The following is a 22,495-nucleotide window of genomic DNA, read 5'->3' as shown; positions in this document are numbered from 1 at the left end:
GATTCGCGGACGGCAACGGTCGATTCAAGACGGACTCGGCCGATTCAAAGACCCAGCAGGTTCTCGGTGGGCCGGTTGGCGGCCGACAGGATCTCCGCCACCCGGGCGAGCACCTCCTCGTCGAGCTCCACCGCGAGGCCGCTCAGCCCGTCCGCCACCTCGGCCGCGTTGCGGCAGCCGAACAGCGCGACGTCCGAGTACGGCTCCCGCACGGTCAGGGCGAGCGTGAACGCGGCCAGCGAGAGGCCCAGCGACCCGGCCAGCTCCCGCAGCCGCCCGGCGATCGCGACGTTGGCGGCGAAGGCGTCCCCGGCGAAGAACACGTTGCCCGACGTCCCCGAGCGGCCCTCGCGCCGGCTGCGACCGCGCCAGTCCTCCGGCTCGAACTCGTGGTCGGGGCGGAAGTTCTCCGACAGCAGCCCGTGTACGTACGAGCCGTAGGTGACGCGCAGCCCGCCGCGCGCCCCGGCGTCCGACAGTTCGGTCAGGTAGCGGTGGTCGAGCAGGCTGAAGCTGTACTCGACCGCGGACGGGATGCCGGTGGCGAGGGCCCTTCGGCTCGCCTCGGCGCCGAAGTTGCAGAAGCCGACGTCGCTGACCAGGCCCTCGTCCTTGAGCCGCTGCAGGTTCTCCATCTGCTGCTCGGGGGTGAGCGCCGGGTCGAACTGGTGCAGCAGGTACACATCGACCCGGTCGGTGCGCAGCCGGGTCAGCGACTCGTCCATGAACCGGCGCAGCGCGTCGTAGGAGGAGTCGCAGACCAGGGTGAGCAGGTTCGTCGGGTCGCTGTAGCGCACGCCTCCCTTGGTGCACAGCCGGACCTCCTCGCGCCGGCCCTCCAGCATCTCGCCGACGATCGCCTCCGACCGGCCCGAGCCGTAGAAGTGCGCGGTGTCGAAGAACCGCACCCCGGCCAGGTACGCGGCGTCGACGGCGCCCCTGGCGGACTCCTCGTCCACCGCGCCGTACCCCTGCGCGATCATCGTGCCGCTTCCGAAGCCGACGCGGCCGATCAGCTCGTTCCCATCAGGCATGACGGTTTCCTCTCCTTCGTCGGCGCGCGGTGCGGCGGCCGTCACTTGTCCTCGGAGCCGGTGCCACCGGCGGCGGATGTGCGTACCACGGCGGTGCCCGTCATCACGACCGCGCCGTGCTGGTCGGTCACGGTCAGCGTGACCGTGGCCGTTCCCGCAGAGCCGTCCACCGACTCGACCTCGGCCCGCGCGGTCAGTGTCGCGCCGGGGAAGACCGGGGTGCGGAACCGTGCCTCGTACCGGAGTGGCGACTCGGGGCCGAACCACTCGGTGATCACCCGGCCGGCCATGCCCATCGTGAGCATGCCGTGCGCGAACACCGACGGGTAACCGGCGGCCTCCACCGCGAACCGCTCGTCGGTGTGCACCGGGTTGAAGTCGCCGGACGCGCCCGCGTACTGGACGATCCTGGTCCGGGTGAGGTCCCTGACCAGCGTCAGCTCCCTGGTCTGGCCCACCGAGACGTCCACCGAGACGTTCGCCGCGACGTCCACTGCGCTGTTCGCCGCGACGTCCACTGCGCTGTTCGCCGCGCTGTTCGCGGCGGCGGGGGAGGCGGCGCTCATTCGCCCGCTCCGACCGGACGGGCGGTCCGCACCGTCACCAGGGTCGAGGTGACGACCGGTTCGCCGTCCTGGTCGCGGTACTCGGTGACCCGCTCGGCGAAGGTGAGCACACCGCCGCGCCGGCCCTCCTTGGTCCAGGTACGGCCGGGGCGTTCCACCGAGCTCAGCACGTCGCCCTCGCGCACAGGCCGGTGGTACTCGAACCGCTGCTCGGCGTGCAGACCGAGGTCGGAAGGCTCGGGACCGCCCGTCCCCGACGGCGTGCTCCCCGACCCGACCCACGGCTCGCCCGGCTTCGGGCGGACCGCGCTGTCGGGGTCGTAGTGATCGGCCGCCCAGATGAAGGTCGGCGGGGCGATCGCGGGAGCACCGGTCATCGCGCCGTGGTAGGCGGGGTCGAGGTCGCCTATGGCCCGCGCGAACATCATGATGTGGCCCCCCTCGACCGGGAAGCGTTCGACTGCCATGCTTGTCCCTCCTGCTCGGTGATCATGATCTTCGCGCGTCGTCGTTTACCCCGGGGTTACGGACGTGGTTCGTAACGTCGTGGGTAACGTGCGCCCGGACACGCTGGCCGCCACCGTTTCGCGACGGCGAGACGCCGTCGCCGAGGAGGCACGAGTGTCCGCCGTTGCACGACCGCGGATCGGGCTCAACCTGCCGCTGCGCTTCGCCGCCGGCACCGCCCCCAAGGAGATCGCGACCTGGTTGCGCGAGGCCGACGCCTCGCCGATCGACGCGCTGTGGACCCTGGACCAGCTCGCGGGCCGGACGCCGACGCCGGAGCCGGTCGGCATGCTCGGCTTCGCCGCGGCGCACACCTCCCGGGTACGGCTGGGGGTCGCGGTGCTGGTCGCCCCCGGGCGCAACCCGATCACCGCTGCCAAGGAGCTGGCGAGCCTCGACCGGCTCGGCGGCGACGGCCGGTTGGTCGTCGGGGTCGGCAGCGGCGACCGCCGGCTGTTTCCCTCGCTGCGACTGGACGACTGGGGGCCGGGGGCGGTGCTGGACGAGTTCCTCACCGCGGTGCGCCGGCTCTGGACCGAGGACGAGGTCGACCACGAAGGCCCGATCTGGCCGTTCACCGGGGTCGGGATCAGCCCGCGTCCGATCGCGCCGCCCCCGCTCTGGGTCGGCGGCGGGTCGGTCCCCGCGCTGCGCCGGGCGGCGCGGCTCGGGTCGGGCTGGGTCGCCGCCGGACGGCAGCCCACCGCGCGGTTCGCCGAGCTGGCCGCCCGGCTGGACGAGGTCCTCGCCGAGGAGGGGCGGGCCAGGGAGACACTGGCCGTGGCCAAGCGGGTGTACCTGCTCGTCGAGCCGCGGCGCTCCCGGGCCGAGCGGACGGTCGACGCCTGGTTCTCCGCCTTCTACGGAGGCCCCGAGCACGGCAGGGAGGCCACCGTCTACGGGGACGTCGAGTCCTGTGCCGAGCAACTGGCCGAACTGGCCGGTCTCGGCGTCACCGACCTGATCCTGCACCCGCTTGACGAGTCGGACCGGCACGGGGCCGCCGTGCTCGGCGAGTTGCTGCCCGCCCTCGCGACGGCCCCGGTTCCGAGGGGCTGAGTGGTTTCGCGGCCGGGCGACCTCGGCCGGCCGAGCGGTCCTAGCGGCGCTTCACCGTCCGGGCGAAGTCCCAGCTCGACCAGTGCTCGGGGCGGACCACGATGCCGACCCGCAGGCCCGACAGCGCCATCTTCCGGTAGTCGGGCCTGTTGGCCTCGGTGTAGTTGCGCGAGATGATCGCCTCGCCGATGCGCAGCATGGTCTCGTCGTCCTCGACGAGGTCCACCCGGCCCGACACGGTCAGGCCCTTCAGCTCGGAGTAGTCGTCGCCGGACTCCACCAGGCAGGTGATCCGGGGGTCGTTCCGCAGGTTGCGCGCCTTCACCGAGCTCCGCTGGGTCCACATCACGATGTCATGGTCGATCAGGCCGAACCACATCGTGGCCAGATGCGGTGAGCCGTCGGGGTTCAGCGTGGCCAGGTGCAGGCTCTTGCGCGTCAGCAGGTAGTCGTACAGTTCGTCCGCCTCGATCGGCAGCGGTCCCTTGCCCATGCCGGGCTCCTTTCTCCCGCCCTCACTACACCCGGTCGAGAGCACCCGGTCGCACCCGCGCACGGCGTAACGCGGCGGGTAATGGGGGGTCGCGTTACGTGGCGCGGAGTACCGGAAACCAGCCGAGTACCGGAACCATCCGAACGGGGGTCCTGCCACGTGATCGTGTCGGCAGACGACGGCATCCAGCTCAACCTCTCCGGCGGCCCCGAGGTCGACGCCGAGATCGTCCACTTCCAGAGCGACGGCCTGCGGTTGCGCGGCGTCCTGGTGACGCCGAGGGAGCGGGCCGGGGCGGTACCGGCCCTCGTCGCGAGCCACGGCTGGAGCGGCGCGGTGAACTTCCGTGTGCTGCCGCTCGCCGGGCGGCTCGCCCAGCGAGGGTACGCCGTCCTCGCCATCGACCACCGCGGTTTCGGCGACAGCGAGGGCGCCCGGCTGCGCTGCGACCCGGCCGAGCAGGTACGCGACGTCTCCGCCGCCGCGACCTACCTGGCCGGACGGCCGGAGATCGACGGCTCGGCGCTGGGCGTGATGGGCGCCAGCTTCGGCGGGGCGATCGCGGTCGCCGCCGCGGCCGCCGACGAGCGGCTGAAGGCGTGCCTCTCGCTGGTCCCGCTCGCCGACGGGCGGCGCTGGCTGGAGGAGCTGCACGGTGCGGACCTGCCCGCACTGCTGGCGCGGCTGGAGCGCGACGACGCGGAGCGGGCGCGCAACGGGTCCGGAGGGGACGACGCGGAGGGTGCGCGTACCGGGTCGGGGGAGGGCGACGCGGAGGGTGCGCGCACCGGGGCGGGTGAGCGGGTGCCGCTGTCGGTGCTGATGCCGCTGCCGCCGAGCCCGGCCCTCGACGCCGAGGCCGCGTTCATCCGGTCGGTCTACCCCGAGGGATATCCGCTGGAGAACGCCCGGCTGGCACTGGACTTCTCGCCGGAGAGCCTCGCGCCCGCCATCGCGCCGCGCGCGCTGTGCCTGATCACCCCGGTCGACGACACGGTGATCTCCGCCGACCACTCCCGGGCCGTGTACGCGCGGGCCGGGGAGCCGAAGGAGCTGCACCTGCCGCCGGAGGGCGGCCACGGCGGGCCGATGGGACCACTGGTGGACACCACCGCCGAGATCGCCGGGGCCTTCCTGGACAAGCACCTGCGCCTGTCGGGCGGTGCCTCGTGACCGGCCCTGTGACCGGCCCTGTGACCGGGCGGCTGGACGGCCGTACGGCAGTGGTCACCGGCGGCGGCTCGGGCATCGGACGCGCCACGGTCGAACGCTTCTTCGCCGAGGGCGCCTCGGTGGTGCTCGCCGACCTCGCCGAGTCGGCCGCCGCCGTCGCCGCCGAGATCGACCCCTCGGGAGAGCGGGTGGTGTTCCAGCGCACGGACGTCGGCAGCGCCGAGCAGGTGGAGGCCGCCTTCACGGCGGCCGTGAACCGTTTCGGCCGGTGCGACATCGCGGTGAACAACGCCGGCGTCATCGCCGGGGGCCCGATCGACGCCGACGGCGCGGACGAGGACTTCGAGCGCCTGTGGCGGATCTGCGTGGCCGGGGTCTGGTACGGCTGCCGCGCGGCCCTCGCGTCCATGCGGCCGCGCGGCGGCGGCGTCATCCTGAACACGGCCTCGGCTGCGGCGCTGTGGCCCACCCCTGGTGCCCCGGCGTACGGGCTGGCCAAGGCGGCCGTGGTGCACCTGACCCGCTCGCTCGCCCTCGCCTACGGCCCCGACGGGGTGCGGGTGAACGCGGTCGTGCCGGGTCCGGCGAAGACCGCGATCTTCGCGGCGGCGGGCGCGGCGGACGACGGCCTGGAGGCGAGGTACGCGGCCAAGACGGCGCTCGGCCGGATGATCGATCCACAGGAGGTCGCGGCGGCCTTCGCCTACCTGGCCTCGGACGACGCCCGCTCGGTCACCGGTGCCGCGCTCCAGGTCGACGCCGGATACCGCCCGAGCACCGCGTGACGCCCCCTCTCCCCGCACTTCCTCAACCCCTTGAAAGTCAGGAGTAATCACGATGACCTATCTGGTCACCGGCGCGACCGGGTTCATCGGCTCGTACGTCGTCGACCGGCTGCTGCGCGACGGCCACCGGGTCGTCGCGCTCGACCGGCGGCCCGAGTGGGCGGCCGAGCCGTCCGGCGCCCCGGACGCGCTCACCTTCGTCGAGGGGGACGTCACCGACTTCGCGCTCGTCGCCGACCTGGTCAGCACGCACCGGGTGGATCGGGTCATCCACCTCGCCGCCGAGTTGCACGACCGGTCGGCGGCGCAGCGCGGGCAGTGCATCCAGTCGAACATCGTCGGCACCTACAACGTGCTGGAGGCGGCCAGGCTGCTCGGCGTGGAGCGCACGGTGCTGGCGAGCAGCGCCGCCCTGTTCGACCCGGCCGAGTACGGCGCGGGGGAGCCGATCACCGAGGACGCCAGGATCCACGCCGGCGACGTGTACGAGGGCAGCAAGGTCTTCGGCGAGACGATGGGCGAGTACTACCGGAGCTCGCTGGGCGTGGTGAACACCTCGATCAGGATCGGCCTGGCCTACGGCGCCGCCTGCCTGATCGGCACCGCCCGCCGACTGATCGACGAGCTGGTCACCAAGCCGCTGGCCGGCGAGACGGGGCGGCCCGCGTTCCACTCCGGGTCGATGATGAACATGGTGTACATCCACGACACGGCCGACGCGTTCGTCCGGGCGAGCCAGGGGCCCGAGCCCCTGCACAACGCCTACCACGTGCGCGGCGACTACCGCAGCGTCGGGGAGATGGCGGAGATCGCGCGCGGGTTGATCCCCGGCGCCAGGATCGAGCCCGCCGACGCCGACCACCGCTGGCCGATGAACTTCGACGACACGTACTTCCGGCGGGACTACGGCTACGAGACGCGCTGGCCGCTGGAGGAGGCCCTCGCCGAGATCGTGGCGGAGAAGCGCGCCCTCCTCGCCCCGGCCGGCTGACCGGCCGCGACCACGGCGCCCCGGCTGACCGGCCGGGGCGCCTTTCGGTATGACGGGCGACCGCGAGCCGCGACCGGTGCACCCGCGACCGGCAGGGTGCTTCGGTACGCGTGACGCCGACGGCGCCCCCGCGACTCGCGGGGGCGCCGTCGGCGCGGGTCAGACGGTGCTCGCCTGCCGTGGCAGCGAGGCCAGCGGCTCCGGGCTCTCCAGCGCGGTCACGTCGCCCGGGTCCGCCCCGATGTAGACCGCCCGCGCCACCCGTCGCATCACCTTCCCGTTGCGCGTTTTCGGCAGAGCGGGCACCGCGTGCACCGCCTTGGGCCGGGTCGCCTTGCCCTCCCTCGCCACCACCGACGCCTCCAGCCTGGGCAGGACCAGGGCCGGGTCGGCGCCTTCGGCGAGCACGACGAAGCAGACCAGCGCCTCGCCCTTCAGCTCGTCGGGGACGCCGACCGCCGCCGCCTCGACCACCTCGGGGTCGTCGACGAGCAGCGACTCGATCTCGGCGGGGCCGACCCGTTTGCCGGCCAGCATGATGGTGTCGTCGGAGCGGCCCAGCAGGAACCAGTGCCCGTCGGCGTCGACGTAGGCGAAGTCGCCCTGCTGCCAGGTGCCCGGGTAGCGGCTCCAGTACGTCCGCAGATACCGCTCGGGGCCGTCCCACAACCCCTTGGTGATGCCCGGCCACGGACCACGTACCACCAGCTCGCCCACCTCGCCCCGGATCGAGCGCCCGTCGGGGTCGAACACGTCGGCCGCCATGCCCAGGGTGGGGCCGGAGAACCCGGCGGGTTTGATCGGCCGGTGCACCGAGCCGCTCACGATGGACGCGCCGCACTCGGTGCCGCCGCTCATGTTGACGATCGGCATCCGCCCCTTGCCCACGTGGCGGAAGCACCACCACCACGGTTCCAGGTTCCACGGCTCGCCGGTGCTGCAGATCGCCCGCAGGTCGGGCAGCTCGTGCGCGTCCGGCCACTGGTCGCCCAGGCCCGCCAGGATCCTGACCAGGGTGGGGGAGACGCCCAGCACCGTCACCCGGTGCCGCTCGACCAGCGACCAGAGCCGGTCGGGCGTGGGATGGTCGGCGGTGCCCTCGTACAGCACGGCGGTGGCGCCGTTGGTGAGGGCGGCGGTGATCGTGTAGACGCCCATCACCCAGCCCATGTCGGTGAGCCACAGCAGCCGGTCGCCCCTGTCCATGCCGTACCCGTGCCTCGCCTCCTGCGCGAACTTGAACGGCAGGCCGGAGTGGGTGTGCAGGCAGCCCTTGGGCCGGCCGGTGCTGCCCGAGGAGTACAGCAGGATGCACGGGGTCTCGGCGTCCAGGACCGGGGTTTCCTCGACGGGCTCGGCCGCGGCGAGCGCCTCGTCCCACCATTCGTCGCGGCCCGCGGCCATCGGGGCGTCCCGGCCCAGCCGACGCACCACCAGTACGGTGCGCAGCTCCGACAGGCCCTCGGCGGCCTCGTCGAAGGTCTCCTTCATCGGGACGAGTTTGCCTCGGCGCTCGAAGCCGTCCGCGGTGACCATCAGTTTGGCGCCGGAGTCCAGCAGCCGTTCGCGCACCGGGGTGGGGCCGAAGCCGCTGAAGAACGGTGCCACGACGGCGCCGATCTTGGCGGCGGCCAGTACGACCACCACGGCCTCGGGCACCATCGGCAGGTACAGCGCGACCACGTCGCCCATGCCGACGCCGCGCGCGGTGAACGCGCCCGCGGCCCGGTCGATCTGCTCCTTCAGTTCGCCGTAGGTGACGGTGCGGACCGAGCCGTCGTCGCCCTCCCAGACGATCGCCTCGTCGTCGCCGCGGTTCTCCTCGACCCATCGGTCCACCGCGTAGTCGGCCCAGTTGAGCCCGCCGCCCTTGAAGAAGTGCGGGAACTGCGGGCCGTCCGACAGGTCGAGCACCTTGTCGTACGGCCGCCGCCAGCGCAGCACGTCGTCGGCGGCGGCGCCCCAGAACCACTCGGGGTCGGCGGCGGCGCGGGCCGCCACCTCCTCGAAGGTGGTGATTCCGTGCCTGGCCGCCATCCGTCCCAGCGGGGTGGCGGGGAAGTCGGCGGGGTCCGGCTCCCAGGCGACCGGGAGCCGGTCGAGTTCGTCGATGTTCATTTGATCGCCATCGGGTTGAGGGGAGAACCGACCGCCTTGGTGAACGGGAGCGGCCCCGCGGCGAACATGAACTCGTACACGCCGTCGCCCGCGCAGTCCTCGGCCAGCTTCTCCAGGTCGAAGATCTCGCCGATCAGCAGTCCCGCGTTGACCAGCAGCACGATGTGCACCGGCTGGAAGATCTCCTCCAGCTCGTTCGGCCGCACCTCCATGCCCCAGGTGTCGGTCGCGACCCCGGCGATCTCGTTCCCGCAGATCCAGTGCGCCGAGTCCAGGGTGAGGCCGGGGGCGTCGCCCGCGGCGTAACCGCCCCAGGCGCCCTGCTCCCGGCACATCGCCATGTGACCGGTCCTGACCAGCACGAAGTCACCGCGGCCGACGACGACCCCCTGGGCCTCGGCGCACGCGGCCAGTTCGGCGCTGTCGATCCCCTGACCCGGCTCCAGCCAGGGCACGCCGCGGTGGCGGGGGATGTCCAGCAGCACACCGCGTCCGACGACCTTCTCGGTCATCAGGTGGATCGCGTTCTTCTCCGCCCCGGTGCTGGAGACGTGCTCCTGCCCGTAGCCGTTGTACATCTTGCCGTCGTAGAACACGTGCGACAGCGCGTCCCACTGGGTGCCCGACTGCAGGGGCATGTAGATCGCGTCGTCGGCGTACCTCAGCCGGGCCATGTGGTCCTGGGCGCCGATGGCCGCGTCGCCGCCGTCCTGCAGCATGAAGTGCAGCGGGTTGACCCGTCCGCCCCAGCCGTTCTGGGGGCCGTTGCCGTCGTAGGGCAGCGCGCAGGAGATGATCTTGCCTTGCCGGACCAGCCCCGCCGCGGCGACGATCATCTCCGGCTCGATGTAGTTGAGTGTGCCGAGCTGGTCGTCCGGGCCCCACTTGCCCCAGTTCCGGTACCGGTCGCACAGTGCGTGCACGTCGTCGAGCGTCACCTTGCGTGCGGACACGCCGCCGGTGTCACTACTCATGCCGATGTCTCCTCATTCTCACGAAATCCTGGCGAACTCGTGGACGGCGGCGGGTCAGTCCTGCGCCGGCAGGGTGCCGAAGCGCTGGCCGAACCAGTCGGCGATCAGCTGGCGGGCCGGGTCGGGCTCGTCGGTCTGGCAGTGCTCGGCGCCGCCCTCGGCGACCGTGAAGATCCGCAGCGTCTTGTCCGCGGAACCGGCCGCCGCGTAGGCCTTGTGCGCGTCCTCGACCGCGACCTGGCGGTCGTTCTCGCCGTGCACGATCAGCAGCGGTTGGGTGATCTTGGGGAGTACGTCCACCAGCGTCCACTGCCTGACGCGCTCCAGGCCGGCCTCCATGGTGTCGGTACCCATCACCCAGGGCAGCTGGAACCACGGCACGGACACGGTCTTGGACCGGGTCGCCCAGCGCTTCTCCCAGGTGGCGCCCCAGTCCCAGATGCCGCCCCAGGCGGCGCAGGCCTTGATCCTGGGCTCGAACGCGGTCGACCGCGGCGCGTAGTAGCCGCCGAGGCTGATCCCCATCACGCCGATCCGGCTCGCGTCCACGTCGGAGCGGGTCTCCAGGTAGTCGATCACGGCAGCGGTCGGCACCTCGTAGTCGGGACGCGAGGGCACGTCGCGCAGCCGCAGCGGCTCGCCCACGCCGGGACTGTCCATCACCAGGCAGCTGATGCCCCGGGGGACGAACTCCTCCTCGATGAAGCCGTAGAGGAACTCCTTGGTGACGTCGAAGCCGCCGTAGAAGATCACGACCGGGGCGGGTTCGGCGGTCCTGGCCGGGATGAGGTAGCCGGGCAGTACGCCGTCGGGCGAGTCCACCTCGATCCGCTCCACGTTCAGCGGCACCAGCTCGATCGCCTTCTCGAAGGCGTCCAGCGAGGCCTGGTAGCTCGCGCTCTTCTCAGGGCCCGGGGGGATCTGCCGCTCACCGCTGGCGTGGTAGACCGAGGCGCGCAGGTAGCGAAGGCCGGCGCTGCGGCGCAGCCCGGCGGAGAGGTCCTCCGCGGCCTGCGTCTCCTGCTGCTCGGCCATCCCCGCCCACGCCTTGCCCCAGGCCTCGTTGTCTGGTTCGCCCTCGCGCAGCGGCGACAGCCACCGGTTCATCTCGCCGAGCGAGCCGCCCGCCATCAGGGCGAGGTTGAAGGCCGACGACCACATGTAGTTGTCCGGGAAGTAGTAGAACACCGAGGGGCTCCGTTCGCGTACGGGAAGGGTGGCTCTACGGTCACCTCACCCCACCCGGCGTTACCACCACCGTTATGGGCCCGGGGCCGGATCGGGGGGCGTCACGGCGGTGGCCCGGGTGATGGCCGAGGTGACGCCCGGCGGCGCAGCATCGACGGGCGGGGACCGCTGGAAGCCGACGGCGATCCTCACTATCCGTTACTTAGGTCGCAGTGATCAATAAAGCCCACAATGTGTCGAAAAGGGTATTAAAAACGGCAAGACTCTTGACATAAGTATTGCCATAGCACTTGATTGAAGTGCGGTTTCACTCGACGGGGGTTTCTGTGGAGTTGCCGTGAAGCTACGTTCTGGTGAACTGAGGCTGGCATGATCTTGAGTCACAAAGTCCAACCCCCTGGACTGCCGCGTGGGACGATCACCAGGGACCGGCTGGACGAACAGTTCGCCGCCTTCCTGGAGTCTCACGAGACGATTGTGATCTTCGCTGCGGCCGGCTCGGGCAAGACCGTGCAGACCCGGATGTTCGCCACGCGATTCGGCTGGCCGCTGGCCTGGCTCACGCTCGACGCCGGCGACCGCAGCCCGTCCCGGCTGATGGTCTACCTGGCCGAGGCGCTGTCCGGCCTGAATCCCGAGGCGCCCAGGACGGTGGAGTCCGCCCTGGCGGAGGGCTTCCCGACGACCGAGGTGGCCGCGATGCTCGCCGAGAGCGTCGCCGACACGTCCCTGCTGCTCGTCCTGGACGACTGCGAGTGGCTGGTGGACGCGGACGAGGCGCTCGCCGTACTCGGTATCTTCCTCGACTACCTGCCGCCGGGTGTCCGTACGGTCATCCTGAGCCGCGAGGACCTGAGCGGCCCGATCGGCCGGATGATGATGCAGGGCAGGATCGCCAGAATGAGCGGCGAGGACCTCGCCCTCGACATGGACGAGGCCCGCACGCTGCTCGCCGCGCACGGCCAGGACGGACGGGACCCGGCGCCGCTGATGGAGGCCACCAAGGGCTGGATCGCCGCCGTCGCCTTCGACATCGTCCCCGGCCTCAAGTCCGAGAACGGGCCGGACGCGCTGGCCGGCTTCGTCTCCAGGGAGATCCTGGCCCGCCTCCCGCAGGAGGAGCAGGACTTCCTGCTCCGCACCTCGATCCCGGCCATCGTCACCGCGCGGGCCGCGGTCGCCCTCTGCGGCGAGGAAGGCTACCGGCTGTGGCAGTCGCTCGGCTCGCGGCACCTGCCGGCGACCAAGGCCGACCGCGCGCTCGTCTACCACCCCCGGTTCCGCCAGTACCTGCGCGAGCAGCTGCAGGCGCGGCTGCCCGGCGAGCTGCCCGGCCTGCAGAGCCGCTACGCCCGGCTCCTGGAGGAGACCGGGATGCACGAGGACGCGGTCGAGACCTACCTGGAGGCGGGGGAGGTGGAGAAGGCCGCGGACGTGGCCGAGAGCGCCGTCGCCGCGCTGTCCGCCCGCGCCGACTGGCGGGTCCTGCTGCGCTGGCTGGAGACGTTCGGCATCCAGGTGGTCGAGTCCCGGCCGGTCCTGCTCGGTGCCCTGCTGCGCGCGCTGTACGGGGTGCGGCGCATCCCCGAGGCGCAGGCGCTGATCGGCAGGCTGCACCAGGAGGGCGTGCTCGGCGACGTGGCCAAGTCCGACCCCGGCGCGGTCGCGTTCGTCGGATACGCCATGCAGTGGCGCCCGGCGCAGGCGCTTGAGCTGATCCGCAACTACGAGGGCGACTTCAGGGCCGAGGCGGTCCGCTACGAACTGGAGGCGGTGGCGGGCCGCGAGCCGGTCGCCTCCCCACCCGGCAGGGACTGGGTGGACAGCGAGCGCGTGTACTCCTGGGGTCTGCTGGTGCAGGGGCGGCTGGACCAGCTGCTGCGGATGCTGCCGGAGGAGGGCGACTGGCCGCCGCGCTCGTTCTTCCGCACCCCGCACCCGCTGCTCGCCCTGGTCTGGCGCGGCGAGCTGACGCTCGCCCGCGAGTTGCTGGACGAGGTTCCCGAGACGATCAAGTTCGGCGCGCACACCGACCTGTGGTTCTTCCACGAGGCGTGGCTGCTGTGGGCCGAGGGGCAGACGGAGAAGGCGCTGTGGGCCGCCGAGTCGGCGGTCGAGCACAGCCGCAGGACCCGGTTCGGCTGGGAGCCCTGCTTCGAGGTCGTGGTCGGCGTCCTGCAGCTCACCCTGGGCAGGGTGGACGACGCCCGGATGACCCTGGCCGACGCGATCAGCCGCTCGGCCGCGAGCGGCAACCGCTGCTACGCCGAGTGGGGCCAGACCTTCCAGGGCCTGGCCTACCTGCGGATCGACCGGCCGGAGGACGCCGCGCGGGTGCTGCGCAGCGCGACCGAGGCGATGCGGGCGGCGGGCCGTACCCTGATGCTGCCCTTCGCCGCCACCTACCTGGCCGAGGCAGAGGCCAGGCTGGGCAACGCCGAGGCGGCGTCGGCCTCGGTCGAGCTCGCCTACGAGACCGCGAACGCGATCGGCTGCCTGTTCATCCTGAAGAACGCGCTGAACGACGTGCCGGGGGTGCTGCGCCGCCAGATCGAGAACGACGTCGGCGGCACCCGCTGGCGTCAGCTGGTCGGCCACCAGCCACCGGAGGCGCGCAAGCGCCAGCCGGTCGCGGCCTCCGAGCGGGTGATCGTCGTCGACGTGCACACGCACGGCCCGGTGCTCGACCTGATCGTGGACGGTGTGCCGCGCTGCTCGCGCCGGACCAAGGTGCTGGAGCTGGCCGCCTACCTCACGCTGCACCCCGAGGGGGTGGAGCGGCACCGGTTGCAGGAGCGGCTCTTCCCCGACGCCGATCCGCGCCGAGGCGGCAACTACTTCCGCCAGGTGGTGCACAAGCTGCGCCAGGCGACCGGGGTGAACCTCGCCAGGACCTCGCAGAGCCACGTCCGCTGGGCCGACGGCCTGTACGTGGACAGCACCGACCTGCGCTTCGAACGGATGATCAAGGACGCGTACGGGTTGCGCGGCGTGGAGCGGCTGGAGCGGATCGAGTCGACGCTGGAGCTGGTCGAGGGGCCCTACCTGCCGGAGAGCGAGCTGGAGTGGGCCGAGGAGCGCCGGCACGAGCTGGAGGTGATGATCGTCAACGCGGCGGTCGACGCCGCCGAGGTGGCGCTGTCGCTCGGCTATCTGGAGCGTGCCAGGGGGGCGGCCTCGTTCGCGATCAACCGGGATCCGTTCTGCGAGTCCGCCTACTGCGTACGGATGCAGGTGGAGGGGGCGCTGGGCGCGCCGCACGCGGTGCTGGCCGAGTTCCAGCGGCTCACCAAGGCCCTGGCCGAGCTCGGAGTGGGGCCGACGCCGACGACCCGGCAGCTCGTCAGCGAGCTGCGCGGGAGCTGACCCCGCGGCCTTCCGAGCACGTCGCTCGGGCCGTGGACGCGGGCCGGGGAAGCGGTCCGGCGGCGGTCGTGACGACCGCCGCCGGATCCGGACGTGCCCGTCAGACCTTGACGGGCCGGGAGACCGTCGGGCCTTGACGGGCCGTCGAAGGGCCCCAGACCGTCAGGCCTTGACGAGCAAGGAGCGCCGTCAGGGCCTGACGAGCAGGGGCACGGTCAGGCCCTGACGGTCTGGGGCGCCACCGTCAGGCCTTGACGAGCCTCGGCAGCGAGAGGCCGAACAGGTCGATCGCGTTGTCGTGGGTGATCGCGGAGACCACCGACTCCTCGATGCCCTGGAAGTCGTGCGCGACCTGCTCCTGCGAGTAGGGGAAGTTGCCCTCGGTGTGCGGGTAGTCCCCGGCCCACATCAGCCGCTTCTCGTCCAGCATGGGCAGGGTGAGGATGCCCGGCCGGTCGTCCTCGAAGGTGGCCCAGAAGTTGCGGTTGAAGTAGTCGCTGGGCTTCATCGCCAGCTCGGGGATCGTCCAGCGGTGGTGGTCGGTGAACAGGTGGTCCATGGTGTTGAGCTGGAAGGCGATCCAGCCGATGCCGCCCTCGACCAGGATGAACCGCAGGTTCGGGTGGCGCTCGGGGACCGCGCCGTAGACCAGCTGCATGAACACCCAGCCCAGGCTGATCTTGTTGCCGACGGCGGTGGTCCAGAACACGCCCGGGGTGGTCTTGTCGTTGAACATGGCCACCTGACCGGCGGCCTGGTGGAACCCGACGGGCAGCCCGATCTCCTCAAGGACCGACCACAGCGGCTCCCAGTGGTCGTCGCCCCAGGCCATGCCGGGGACCGCCTGCGGGAGCAGGAAGGTCTTGGCGCCGCGCTCGGCCCAGCGCCTGGCCTCCTCGATCGCGGGCTCGACGGGGCCGGGGCCGACGGGGAGCGCGACCGCGCCGATCAGCCGGTCGGGGTTGTGCGAGCAGAACTCCTCGAACAGCCAGTCGTTGTACGCGCGCACGCAGGCGACCTTGAGCTCGAAGTCGGGGATGCTGTGCACGATCAGCCAGCCCGGGTAGACGATCTCGGCGAGGATGCCCTGGCTGTCCTGGTCCTCCAGCCGGGCGACCGGGTCGTACGCACCGGGCCGCTGGTCCTCGAAGCGGTAACCGGTGGGCTTGGTGATCACACTGTTGATCTTTGTGTTGATCATCGCGCCCTCGGTGCCGACCGGCTTGGGCGACATTCCGGTGTTGGGCACGATGAAGAAGTCGCCCTTGTCGGTGGACTGGACCTGGGGTGCCTGGTGCTGGAAGCGCTGCGGCAGCCGCTTGAGCCAGAGGTCCTTCGGCTCCACGACGTGGGAGTCGACCGAGATGAGCGGGCGGGGCTTACCAGTGGTCATCGAAATCTCCAGATGGGTCGTGCCGGGCACGGCGGTCGTGGTGGATCGTGGGTGGAGCGACCGCTCTCCGACAGGAGCACGCTAGGCCGCCCGCCGTTAAGCCGGTCGTTATCCGAACCTGCGCCTTCGCAGGGCCGTTATCCGGCGGAGGCGCCGAGCCGGTCGGCGAGCCAGCCGTTGATCTCGGGCACCGCGATCGACAGGTTGTCCATGTGGCAGTGCTGCGCGGCCCCCTCCTCGTTGGTGAAGATCCGCAGCGTCTTGTCCGCAGAGCCGCAGGCGTCGTACAGCAGGTGGGCGTCCGACACCGGCACCTGCTGGTCGTCCTCACCGTGCGCGAGCAGGAACGGGCAGGTCATCCGGGGCACCACGTCGGCCAGCCGGAAATCCTCCAGCAGCCGCAACGCTTCGGTGTTGGAGGAGGTCCCGGTGGACCAGACCAGGTGCTCACCGGGGACCGGCAGCTGCTTGGCGTACGCGGCCTCGATCCGCTCGCTCCAGATCCGGTGGTAGTCCCAGATCGCGCCCCAGGCGACGCAGGCCTTGAACCGGGGCTCCATGCTGGCGCAGCGCGAGGCGTAGTAGCCGCCCAGGCTCAGCGCCATCACGCCGATCCGGTCGGCGTCCACGTCCGAGCGGCCCTCCAGCCAGTCGATCGCCGCGCCGCCGGCCACCTCGTAGTCGTGCCGCAGCGGAATGCCGCGGAAGCGTACGGCCTCGCCGACGCCGGGACTGTCCAGCGACAGCACCGAGACGCCGCGGGCGATCAGGTCCTCGGCGCCGAGGAACCAGTTGTGCTCCTTGTTGCCGTCGAACCCGCTCATGAACAGCACCGCGGGCCGCCGGTCGTCGGGAGAGGAGGCTGCGGAGATGAAGATCGCGGGCAGCGCGGTGTCCTCGTACGGGATCTCCACGTGCTCGATCGTGTACCGGTCGTCCAGCTCGGCGGCGAGCCGGAAGCAGTCCGTCATCGCCCGGTAGGAGGTCAGTGCCTCCTCGTCCTTGGGGAAACGGAACCGCTCGGCGGCGAAGTAGTAGCTGGTGGCCCGGCGGTAGTGCGCGACGGCCGCGCGGCGGTCACCCCGCGCCTCGGCCTTCTCCGCGAGGCCCCGGACGTGGTCGCCCATCGCGCCCCACTCGCGGAACCAGCGCTCGTCGTCACCCACGTGACCGGCGAGCCGCCGACAGACCCGGTCGATCTCGCCGACCTCGGCACCGCCGGTCGGCACCACGGCGAACACCAGCATCACGTTGTACGACCACCGGTAGTCCTCAGGGAACCAGGCGCACCACTCGGCATTGCGGATCGCGGCAACCACTTGTCACTCCTTCGTCGAGTCCATCGGGATCTTGGTCAGAACAGCCGGTAGGCGCTGCGGTAGAAGAGCAGCGGCGCGGCCTCGTCGTCGGCGGCGAGCTCCAGCACCCGGCCGAGCACCAGGGTGTGGTCGCCGGCCTCATAGGTTTCGACGATCGTGCACTCCACGTGCGCGTGCACGTCCCTCAGCACGGGGGCGCCGGTCCTGCCGGGGCTGTGCGACACGCCCGCGAACCGGTCGCCGCGGCGGGCGAACTGCCTGGCCAGCCCTTCCTGGTCGGCCGTGAGCACGTTGGCGCAGAAGTGCCCGGCGGCCTGGATCGCCGGCCAGGTGGTCGAGGTGCGCGCCGCGCAGAACAGCACCAGCGGCGGGTCCAGCGACACCGAGACGAACGAGTTCACCGCCATCCCCACCGGGCCGTCCGTCCCCGAGGCGGTCACCACGACCACCCCGGTGGCGAAGCAGGCCATCACGCTGCGCAGGTCGTCGCCCGCGATGACCGGCTGCGTGCTCACAGTCCCACCCCGTCGGCGTACCGGGCCCGGTGATGGTCGGGGTCGCCGAAGAGCAGCGCCGAGGACGCCGCCCGCTTGAAGTACAGATGTGCCGGGTGCTCCCAGGTGAACCCGATGCCCCCGTGCACGTGGATGTTCTCGCCCGCGACCATGGTGTAGGCCTCCGAACAGTAGGACTTGGCCAGGGCGGCGACCACCGGGAGCTCCGGCAGGTCCTCCCCGGCCGCGTACATCGCGTAGTGCGCCGCCGACCGGGCCGACTCGACCGCCGTCAGCATGTCCGCGCACCTGTGCTTGATCGCCTGGAAGGAGCCGATCAGCCGGCCGAACTGGCTGCGCACCTTGGCGTACTCGACCGACATCTCCAGGCACCGCTGGGCGCCGCCGACCTGCTCGGCGGCGAGGCCGACCGCGGCCAGGTCCAGCAGGCGCTCCAGCACGGGGCCCGCGGCGCCCTCCTCGCCGATCAGCCGGGCCGGGGTACGGTCGAACTCCAGCACCGCCTGCCGACGCGTCCTGTCCATCGTCGGCAGCTGCGTCCTGGTCAGCCGGGACGCCTCCCCGAAGACGGCGAACAGCGAGAGCCCGGCGTCGGTTCGGGCGAAGACCAGCACCAGATCGGCCGCGTGCCCGTCCAGTACGAACGACTTGGTTCCCGACAACCGCCAGACGTCGTCCTCGTGCGACGCCCGCAGCGCGATGTCGCCGGGCGACCAGGACCCCGACGACTCGGTGATCGCCACCGAGGCGATCGTGTCACCGGCGGCGATCCCCGGCAGGAAGTCCTCCTGCGCACGCTCGTCGCCGGACAGGAGCAGGGCGTTGGCGGCGAGCACCACGGTGGCGAAGAACGGCCCGCCCAGCAGGGCACGGCCCGTCTCCTCCAGCACCACACCCAGTTCGAGGAAGGAGGCCCCCGAGCCGCCGAAGCGCTCGGGGATCGCGATTCCCTGCAGGCCGAGCTGATCGGCCATCTGCCGCCACACCCGCGGGTCGTAACCCGGCTCGGTGTCCATCAGGCGGCGTACCTGTGATTCCGGGGAGACCTGCTCCACGAACGACCGCACGCTGTCCCGGAACTCCTCGTGCTCCTCGGCGAGGCCGGTGAACGCCGCGGTCGCGTCGGCCAGTTGTTGAAGTCCGCTCATGGCCAGGACGTTAGAAGGGGCATGTGCACTCGGCATGAGCGGCGAGAGCCGTAACGCCCACAGTAACTCCCCATGGGCGATCGTTCCTACCGATGCCGAGCCGACACCGGTATGGGGCCACAGCCAGAGGAGGAAGTCACCGTGGATCTTAGCTTCGACGGCCGGGTCGCCGTGGTCACGGGAGCGGGCGGAGGGCTCGGCCGGGCCCACGCTCTCGAACTGGGGCGCCGCGGCGCGAGGGTCGTCGTCAACGACATGGGCACGTCCCTGTCGGGGGACGGCGTCGAGAGCGGCCGGGCGGCGATCGTGGTGAAGGAGATCGAGGCGCTCGGCGGCACAGCGGTGGCCGACGTCAACTCCGTCGCCACCCCCGAGGGCGGCGAGGCCCTGATCCAGACCGCGCTCTCCGCGTTCGGGCAGGTGGACGTCGTGGTGAACAACGCGGGCATCCTGCGCGACAAGACCTTCCACAACACCGGCCCCGACGATGTGGACCCGGTGCTGGACGTGCACCTGAAGGGCGCCTTCAACGTCACCCGCCCGGCCTGGCGGGTCTTCCGCGAGCAGGGCTTCGGACGCGTCGTGGTGACCTCGTCCTCGGCCGGCTTCTACGGCAACTTCGGCCAGGCGTCGTACGCCTCGGCCAAGATGGGCCTGATCGGGCTGATCAAGGTGCTCGCGATCGAGGGCCGCAAGTACGACATCAAGGCGAACGCGATCGGCCCGGTGGCGCTCACCCGGATGACCGAGGGCTTCGAGAACCCGATCGCCGACAAGATGGACCCCGCGCTGGTCTCGTCCGTGGTCGCCTACCTGTGCCACGACTCGTGCGAGCTGTCCGGCGAGGTGCTCAGCGCGGGCGCCGGACGGGTGGCCAGGGTGTTCGTGGGCATGACCCGCGGCTACGTCAACGACTCCCTCAGCGCCGAGGACGTCCGCGACCACCTGACCGAGATCTTCGACGACACCGGCTACCAGGTGCCGGGCAACAGCATGGCCGAGATGGAGCTCCTCGCCGAGATGCTGGGGAAGTGAGATGACCGAGCAGCGCACCCGCCCGGTCCCGCTGACCGGGCAGCGCCTGTCGGGGATCCGGATCGGGGAGTGGATCGACATGGCCGCGCGGCGCTCCCCGAACCGGGAGTGCTTCGTCACCGCCGAAGGCTCGCGCACCTTCGCCGAGGTTCGCGACCGGGTGCACCGGCTCGCCCGCGGCATGCAGGAGACGGGCCTGCGGCAGGGCGAGCGGGTCGCGATCCTGGACACCGACTCGCCGGAGTACGTGGAGATCCTCCTCGCCCTGTTCAAGCTCGGCGCGGTGGCGGTGCCGCTGAACTACCGGCTGTCGCCCGCCGAGATCACGACCCTGCTGCGCACCGCCGAGGCGTCCTGGATCTTCGTCGGCGAACGGTACGCGCCCGACGTGCTGCGGTCCCGGCCGGAGCTGCCGCAGCTGGCGCACGTGATCGGCCGCGGCACGGCGGTCGAGGGGACCGTCCCGCTGGAGGAGATCCTGGCGCTCGGCGCCGCCGGCGACCCGACACCGGCCGCGGTCGAGGACGAGGACGTGGTCGCGCTCGCCTTCACCAGCGGCACGACCGGCCTGCCCAAGGGCGTGATGCAGTCGCACCGCATGTGGAAGACGATGGTCTCCAACGCGGTCCTGGAGTACCGCTTCCTGCGGGACGAGTTCCGCTACTCGGCCTCCCCGCTGTACCACGTCGCCGGGCTCGGCCTGGTGCTCAACGCGATCCAGAGAAGCTCGACGTCACTGATCATTCCGCAGTGGGACCCGGCGGAGCTGCTGAGGTGGTGCCGCAAGGGCCTCACCGACGTGTTCCTGGTACCGACCATGATCAGCGCGCTGCTGCGGGAGCCGGACGTGGCCCCGGCCGACTTCGCCGCGCTGCGGTCGGTCTTCTACGGTGCCGCGCCGATGTCGCCCGACCTGCTGGTGCGGGCGATGGCGGTGATGGACTGCGACTTCTACAACGGCTTCGGCGCAGGCACCGAGGCGGGCATGCAGAGCGTGCTCACCCCCGAGGACCATCTGCGCGCGCTGAACGGGCACCCGCACCTGCTGAATTCGGTGGGGCGCCCCGGCTACAACATCGACCTGCGGATCTGGGACACCGAGGACCGGGAGTTGCCGACCGGCGAGGTCGGCCAGATCGTCACCCGCAGCGACATGGTGATGAGCGGCTACCACGGCCGCCCGGAGAAGACCGCCGAGGTGGTGGTGAACGGCTGGTTCAAGGGCGGCGACCTCGGCTACCTCGACGAGGAGGGCTACCTGTACCTGGCGGGCCGCAAGGACGACATGATCATCCGTGGTGGTGAGAACGTCTACCCGATCGAGATCGAGACGGTCCTGTCCTCCTACCCCGGCGTGGTCGAGTGCGCCGTCGTCGGCGTCCCCGACCCGCACTGGGGCCAGACCGTGCGAGCCCACGTCGTCCTCACCGAGACGGCCGCGGCCGAGGCCACGCCCGAGGGCATCCAGGGCTTCTGCCGGGACCGCCTCGCGAAGTACAAGGTGCCCGACGAGATCCGAATCCACACCGGCACCCTGCCCAAGAACGCGAGCGGCAAGGTGCTCCACCGTCTGCTGCGGGAGCAAGCGTGAGCGACCAGACAGAAAACCCACCCACCGGCGACGCCGCGTTCCAGGACGCCGTCCGGGCGTTCCTCGACGCGCACGCCAAGCCGCTCCCCGAGGCGCAGGAGGGCTGGGGCGTCGGCTCCGACGAGCTGAGCTCCGGCGCCGAGCCGACCCGCGAGGAGGAACTGCGGATGGTGGAGGCCGCGACGGCCTTCCGCCGCGAGCTCTTCGACGCCGGCTTCGGCTGGCTCACCGGCCCGGCCGAGTACGGCGGCGGCGGCCGGGAGGCGCGCTTCCAGGAGCTGTTCGACGAGGTGGCCGCCGACTACGAGCTGCCCTCGGAGGCCTGCTTCGTCGTCGGCCACCACATCGTCGCGCCGACCCTGCTCGCCTGGGGCACCCCGGAGGTGAAGGAGAAATACCTCCGCGCGCTGTACCGGGCCGACCTGCTCGCCTGCCAGCTCTTCTCCGAGCCCGAGGCCGGCTCCGACCTGGCCGGGGTCCGCAGCCGAGGGGTCCGCGACGGCGACGGCTGGCGGGTGAGCGGGCAGAAGGTGTGGACCTCCGGCGCCCACTACAGCGACATCGGCGAGATGCTGGTCCGCACCGACCCCGAGGCTTCCAAGCACGGCGGTCTCACCATGCTGATGATCGACATGCACGACCCAGGCGTGGAGATCCGTCCGCTGCGCCAGATGACCGGCGGCGAGGCGTTCAACGAGGTGTTCGTGGACGACGTGTTCGTCCCCGACAGCCATGTGCTCGGTAAGCCGGGCGACGGCTGGAAGGTGGCGATGACCACGCTCGGCAACGAGCGGGCGTCCATGGGCTACCGGACCTCCCCGCCCGCCTCCGACCCGGTCGAGCGGCTGCTCGGCCTGATCCGGCACTTCGGCCTCGAAGGCGACACCGGCATCCGGGCGGAGTTCGCGCGGATCGCGATCCGGCGCGACATCATCCGGTGGACCGCCGCGCGTGCCGCCGCCCGCGCGGCAGGGGGCGAACCCGGCGCCGAGGCCTCGATCATCAAGCTGATGGACTCGGAGAACGTACGCGCCATCGGCGCGCTCGCCGGCCGCGTCCTCGGAGCCCGCATGACCGCCGACACCGGCGAGTGGGGCACCTACGTCTGGGCCGAGCTCATGCTGAGCGCACCGTCCCTGCGCCTCGCCGGGGGCACCGACGAGATCATGCGCAACATCATGGCCGAACGCATCCTCGGCCTCCCGCGCGAGCCGGCTCCCAACCGCTGACCACCCTCACG

The 22,495-nt window shown here is 71.5% G+C and carries 19 protein-coding genes; 8 read left to right on the top strand and 11 right to left on the bottom strand.

Going from position 1 to position 22,495, the window contains the following annotated elements:
• Window positions 1-44 precede the first annotated feature (44 nt).
• Genes ABZ664_RS06025 through ABZ664_RS06015 form a run of 3 tightly spaced genes read right to left on the bottom strand, consistent with a single transcriptional unit; the run spans window position 45 to window position 2,067 of the window.
• Window positions 45-1,034 carry an aldo/keto reductase gene (locus ABZ664_RS06025; protein WP_362503640.1) on the bottom strand — a complete coding sequence of 330 codons (990 nt, stop codon included), beginning with the start codon at window positions 1,032-1,034 and terminating at the stop codon, window positions 45-47.
• A 41-nt stretch (window positions 1,035-1,075) separates the two neighbouring features.
• Window positions 1,076-1,600: a MaoC/PaaZ C-terminal domain-containing protein gene (locus tag ABZ664_RS06020; RefSeq protein ID WP_362503637.1), complete on the bottom strand. Its 525-nt coding sequence runs from the start codon at window positions 1,598-1,600 to the stop codon at window positions 1,076-1,078.
• Window positions 1,597-2,067 (bottom strand): MaoC family dehydratase N-terminal domain-containing protein, encoded by a 471-nt coding sequence (locus ABZ664_RS06015; protein ID WP_362503635.1) that lies wholly within the window; start codon window positions 2,065-2,067, stop codon window positions 1,597-1,599. Before ABZ664_RS06015 ends, ABZ664_RS06020 begins: the two co-directional genes overlap by 4 nt.
• A 154-nt stretch (window positions 2,068-2,221) precedes the next feature.
• Between ABZ664_RS06015 and ABZ664_RS06010 the strand changes: the two genes are divergently transcribed.
• Window positions 2,222-3,166, top strand: coding sequence for an LLM class flavin-dependent oxidoreductase (locus ABZ664_RS06010; RefSeq protein ID WP_362503632.1), 945 nt, complete (start codon window positions 2,222-2,224; stop codon window positions 3,164-3,166).
• Window positions 3,167-3,206: 40 nt separating this feature from the next.
• Here ABZ664_RS06010 and ABZ664_RS06005 read toward each other — a convergent pair whose 3' ends face one another.
• The gene (locus tag ABZ664_RS06005) at window positions 3,207-3,659 is read right to left on the bottom strand and encodes a TIGR03618 family F420-dependent PPOX class oxidoreductase (RefSeq protein ID WP_362503629.1); all 453 of its coding nucleotides are present in this window, start codon (window positions 3,657-3,659) and stop codon (window positions 3,207-3,209) included.
• Between the two features lie 159 nt (window positions 3,660-3,818).
• On the opposite strand from ABZ664_RS06005, the gene ABZ664_RS06000 reads away from it, so the two are divergent.
• From ABZ664_RS06000 to ABZ664_RS05990, 3 genes are read left to right on the top strand one after another with little or no spacing between them, the layout of a single operon-like run.
• Window positions 3,819-4,832: an alpha/beta fold hydrolase gene (locus ABZ664_RS06000; RefSeq protein ID WP_362503626.1), complete on the top strand. Its 1,014-nt coding sequence runs from the start codon at window positions 3,819-3,821 to the stop codon at window positions 4,830-4,832.
• Entirely contained in the window at window positions 4,829-5,617 is a 789-nt protein-coding gene (locus tag ABZ664_RS05995; RefSeq protein ID WP_362503623.1) for an SDR family oxidoreductase, read from the top strand. The genes ABZ664_RS06000 and ABZ664_RS05995 overlap by 4 nt, the downstream gene beginning before the upstream one ends.
• Window positions 5,618-5,669: 52 nt before the next feature.
• Window positions 5,670-6,608 (top strand): NAD(P)-dependent oxidoreductase, encoded by a 939-nt coding sequence (locus ABZ664_RS05990; RefSeq protein ID WP_362503620.1) that lies wholly within the window; start codon window positions 5,670-5,672, stop codon window positions 6,606-6,608.
• Between the two features lie 159 nt (window positions 6,609-6,767).
• Here ABZ664_RS05990 and ABZ664_RS05985 read toward each other — a convergent pair whose 3' ends face one another.
• The 3 genes from ABZ664_RS05985 to ABZ664_RS05975 are packed head-to-tail and all read right to left on the bottom strand — an operon-like array spanning window position 6,768 to window position 10,888.
• Window positions 6,768-8,726 carry an AMP-binding protein gene (locus ABZ664_RS05985; protein ID WP_362503617.1) on the bottom strand — a complete coding sequence of 653 codons (1,959 nt, stop codon included), beginning with the start codon at window positions 8,724-8,726 and terminating at the stop codon, window positions 6,768-6,770.
• On the bottom strand, window positions 8,723-9,700 hold the full coding sequence (locus ABZ664_RS05980; RefSeq protein WP_362503614.1) for a cyclase family protein: 978 nt from the start codon (window positions 9,698-9,700) through the stop codon (window positions 8,723-8,725). The genes ABZ664_RS05985 and ABZ664_RS05980 overlap by 4 nt, the downstream gene beginning before the upstream one ends.
• Before the next feature lie 54 nt (window positions 9,701-9,754).
• On the bottom strand, window positions 9,755-10,888 hold the full coding sequence (locus ABZ664_RS05975) for an alpha/beta fold hydrolase (RefSeq protein WP_362503611.1): 1,134 nt from the start codon (window positions 10,886-10,888) through the stop codon (window positions 9,755-9,757).
• 369 nt (window positions 10,889-11,257) lie between these two features.
• Between ABZ664_RS05975 and ABZ664_RS05970 the strand changes: the two genes are divergently transcribed.
• Window positions 11,258-14,254 carry a BTAD domain-containing putative transcriptional regulator gene (locus ABZ664_RS05970; protein WP_362503608.1) on the top strand — a complete coding sequence of 999 codons (2,997 nt, stop codon included), beginning with the start codon at window positions 11,258-11,260 and terminating at the stop codon, window positions 14,252-14,254.
• A gap of 244 nt (window positions 14,255-14,498) precedes the next feature.
• Here the strand turns inward: ABZ664_RS05970 and ABZ664_RS05965 are convergent, their stop codons facing one another.
• From ABZ664_RS05965 to ABZ664_RS05950, 4 genes are all read right to left on the bottom strand, one after another.
• Complete coding sequence (locus ABZ664_RS05965; protein WP_362503605.1) at window positions 14,499-15,647, bottom strand: amidohydrolase family protein; 1,149 nt, start codon at window positions 15,645-15,647, stop codon at window positions 14,499-14,501.
• Window positions 15,648-15,784: 137 nt separating this feature from the next.
• Window positions 15,785-16,966: an alpha/beta hydrolase gene (locus ABZ664_RS05960; RefSeq protein ID WP_362503602.1), complete on the bottom strand. Its 1,182-nt coding sequence runs from the start codon at window positions 16,964-16,966 to the stop codon at window positions 15,785-15,787.
• Window positions 16,967-17,001: 35 nt separating this feature from the next.
• Entirely contained in the window at window positions 17,002-17,481 is a 480-nt protein-coding gene (locus ABZ664_RS05955) for a flavin reductase family protein (RefSeq protein ID WP_362503599.1), read from the bottom strand.
• Window positions 17,478-18,629: an acyl-CoA dehydrogenase family protein gene (locus tag ABZ664_RS05950; protein ID WP_362503596.1), complete on the bottom strand. Its 1,152-nt coding sequence runs from the start codon at window positions 18,627-18,629 to the stop codon at window positions 17,478-17,480. The genes ABZ664_RS05955 and ABZ664_RS05950 overlap by 4 nt, the downstream gene beginning before the upstream one ends.
• A 141-nt stretch (window positions 18,630-18,770) precedes the next feature.
• Between ABZ664_RS05950 and ABZ664_RS05945 the strand changes: the two genes are divergently transcribed.
• From ABZ664_RS05945 to ABZ664_RS05935, 3 genes are read left to right on the top strand one after another with little or no spacing between them, the layout of a single operon-like run.
• Window positions 18,771-19,664: an SDR family NAD(P)-dependent oxidoreductase gene (locus tag ABZ664_RS05945; protein WP_362503592.1), complete on the top strand. Its 894-nt coding sequence runs from the start codon at window positions 18,771-18,773 to the stop codon at window positions 19,662-19,664.
• 1 nt (window position 19,665) lies between these two features.
• On the top strand, window positions 19,666-21,255 hold the full coding sequence (locus ABZ664_RS05940) for an AMP-binding protein (RefSeq protein WP_362503589.1): 1,590 nt from the start codon (window positions 19,666-19,668) through the stop codon (window positions 21,253-21,255).
• Complete coding sequence (locus ABZ664_RS05935) at window positions 21,252-22,484, top strand: acyl-CoA dehydrogenase family protein (protein ID WP_362503586.1); 1,233 nt, start codon at window positions 21,252-21,254, stop codon at window positions 22,482-22,484. The genes ABZ664_RS05940 and ABZ664_RS05935 overlap by 4 nt, the downstream gene beginning before the upstream one ends.
• Window positions 22,485-22,495 lie beyond the last annotated feature (11 nt).

Source organism: Streptosporangium sp. NPDC006930 (assembly GCF_040635605.1).
Classification (GTDB): domain Bacteria; phylum Actinomycetota; class Actinomycetes; order Streptosporangiales; family Streptosporangiaceae; genus Streptosporangium.
The sequence above is the reverse complement of the archived record's forward strand: the minus strand, read 5'-3'. Positions and strand labels throughout refer to the sequence as shown.